The following is a 2,912-nucleotide window of genomic DNA, read 5'->3' as shown; positions in this document are numbered from 1 at the left end:
TTTTAACGAGTGTTTCGAAGGGTAATGGTCGTGGCTGTTTCCAACAACTTTTCTGCCAGCTCGCTTGATTTCAACGGTTTCGGCGGTCTTTCCCAACCCACCGCGCTGGTGTGGGGGGCGGATGGGCGGCTTTACGTCACCGAGGTGGACGGGGACGTGCACGTCCTGACGATCGCCTTCGGGGACCCCGATCCGAACGACGGCGACACCACCGCGCAGTTCTACGTGACCGAGCAGGTGACGCTGAACCACGTCAAGTCGATCCCCAACCACAACGACGACGGCACCGCGAACGCGGCGACGAAGCGGCAGGTCACGGGGATTGACGTGACGCCGCAATTCGACGCGAACGGCGCTCCGGTGATGATCGGCGGCAAGCCCGCGGTCACCGTCTACGTCACCTCCTCGGACAGCCGGATCGGCGCCGGCGGCGGTGGCGCCGACGCCAATCTCGACACCAATTCCGGCGTCATCACCAAGCTGACCCAGACCGGGCCGAACAGCTGGGACGCGGTCGACATCGTGCGCGGCCTGGCGCGCTCGGAGGAGAACCACGCGCTCAACGGGCTCGAGGTGATCCAGGTGCTCGACGCCAGCGGCAAGCTGGTCTCCGAGCGGCTGATCGTCGCCAATGGCGGCAACGCCAACAACGGCGCGCCCTCGAACCACTTCGCGGGCCAGCAGGAGACCGCCTATTCGGCGGCGATCCTCGAGGTCGACCTGACGATGCTGGCCTCGATGCCGGTGCTCACCGATGGCGGCCGCAAATACGTCTACGACGTGCCGACGCTCGACGACCCGGCGCTGCCGGGCGCCGCTGACGGCAACGACCCCTTCGGCGGCAATGACGGCTTCAACGGCGGCAAGATCGACCCCGCCGGGCCGATCAGCATCTACTCGCCGGGCTACCGCAACGCCTATGACGTCGAGGTCACCGAGGACGGGCGCGTCTACACCTATGACAACGGCGCCAACAACCTCTGGGGCGGCCGGCCGATCGGCGAGGCCGGCGACAATGGCGCCACCAGCGATTTCGCGCAGGCCCTGGGCTACATCGCGCTCAACCTCAACAATGGCGACGGCAGCACCAAGGACCCGATGAGCCTCGTCGCCTGGGACCCGAAGAACTACGACCAGATGCACGAGGTGACCCGCTCCGACGACCTGGCCGGGCGGGTGCTGGCGGCGGGGCAGGGCGGGGCGCAGACCTACACCCTCGACGGGCTGACCTATGTCTATGGCGGCCATCCCAACCCGACCCGGGCCGAGGGCTCGCGCGCGGGGCTGCTGTTCACCCCCGAGGCCGGGGTCGGCAACGCCTTCCTGCTGGTGTCGAACGTCGACAGCGCCGGCAATGGCGGCGGCAGCGACTACGACGAGGTCATCGCCTGGCTGCAGGCGGTCGAGGCCAACAACGCGGCCTACCCGACCTTGGGCGTCTACGGGGCCGACGACCAGGAGCTGACCCGGAAGGTGCTCGCCGTCACCCCGGGCGTGCTCTACGACATCTACGGCTTCGCCGACGGCTCGGGCCAGGTCGTGGTGGCGGGCGGCGCGGCGCCGCAGGGCGGCACGTTCCTGGGCAAGGCCGGCCTGCCCGCCGATATCGGCGAGATCATCGCCGCCGCCAACCCGGTCGAGGGCAACTATCTCGAGGGCGGCTTCACCGACGGCGCCCTCGATTCCGGCAAGGGCTCGATCAACGGGCTGACCGAATACACCTCGACCGTGCTCGACGGCGGTGGCGTCGACATGTCCGGGGCGCTGATCGCGGCCTCGCTGAACCAGGGCTCGCTGATCGTCATCGGGCGCGACGCGAACGGGGTGGTGCAGACCGCCACCGGCAGTTCGGGCGAGACGCTGGCGGCCGACCGCACCGTGCTGCAGGCCGGCGGCGGGCCGCTGGGGCTGGCCTCGATCGGCGACGAGTTCGGCGCGATGGGGCTCAACAACGCCTTCCGCGGTTCGATCTGGGTCGCCACCTACAAGCAGAACGGCCCGTTCATCGAGATCTTCCAGCCCGCCAACGGCGCCGTGCCGCTCGCGGGTCAGGACATCACCGACGAGACCGATGCCGATCTCGACGGGCTGAACGAGCTGATCGACCCGTTCGAGTTCTCGGCCGAGAACGGCTACGCGCTCGAGGTGGGCCAGAAGATCGTGCTCGACTTCACCCAGCAGAACACGAACTTCCCCGGCACCCTGTCCGATACCGGCTTTCTCGGCGCGGCGCTCGACGGGGTGACGCCGAACCAGGACGCGCGCACCGCGGCCGAGAACTTCCCCGCCGGCCAGCAGCAGGACGGGCTGTATGACAATGGCGGCAACATCATCCCGGGCGGCAACGCCCCGACCTTCCAGATCAAGAACGCGCAGCCCGGCACGGCGGTGGGCAGCGCCAACAGCGCCCGCGACGCGGTGCATACCGGGATCCGCCCCGACCCCGATGTCGGGCGCATCCTGGCCACGCTCGACATGGCCAACTGGATCCCCAGCCAGCAGGGCGGGATCGTCGAGGGTCAGGTCTCGGGGCTGATGTTCGGCGACGGCACCCAGTCCAACTTCCTGCGGATCGTCATGGGGGCGGTGGGCGGCACGCCCTATCTCGAGGTCGGGGTCGAGACCGGCGACGTCTACCAGCGGATCACCCGCGTCGACGTGCCCGGCCTCGCCGACCCGGCCGTCACCGGGATCGAGCTGCGGCTCGAGATCGCCATCGATGCCGGCTTCGCCGTGGGCGCGGCCTACCGGCTCGACGGCGCCGCCGATTTCGTCGCCCTGCCGCTGAACGGCTTCGTCCTGCCGCAGGGCGTGCTGCGCGACGTGCTCACCGGCGCCCACCAGATCGCCGGCCAGACCTCCGGCGCCGCCATCGGCCTCATCGCCGAAGACGTCGCCGCAGACACCCTCAC

Annotated in this window: 1 protein-coding gene; it reads left to right on the top strand. The window is 69.3% G+C overall.

The window, feature by feature from the left end; translation table 11 throughout:
• Nucleotides 1–30: 30 nt before the first annotated feature.
• A partial coding sequence (locus LOS8367_RS18530; protein WP_207569305.1) for a PQQ-dependent sugar dehydrogenase family protein occupies nucleotides 31–2,912 on the top strand: 2,882 nt, incomplete at its 3' end.

Origin of the sequence: Limimaricola soesokkakensis, assembly GCF_900172345.1 — a bacterium.
Classification (GTDB): Bacteria; Pseudomonadota; Alphaproteobacteria; order Rhodobacterales; family Rhodobacteraceae; genus Limimaricola; species Limimaricola soesokkakensis.
Note: the sequence above shows the minus strand (reverse complement) of the source record. Positions and strands in the feature narration are given on the sequence as shown.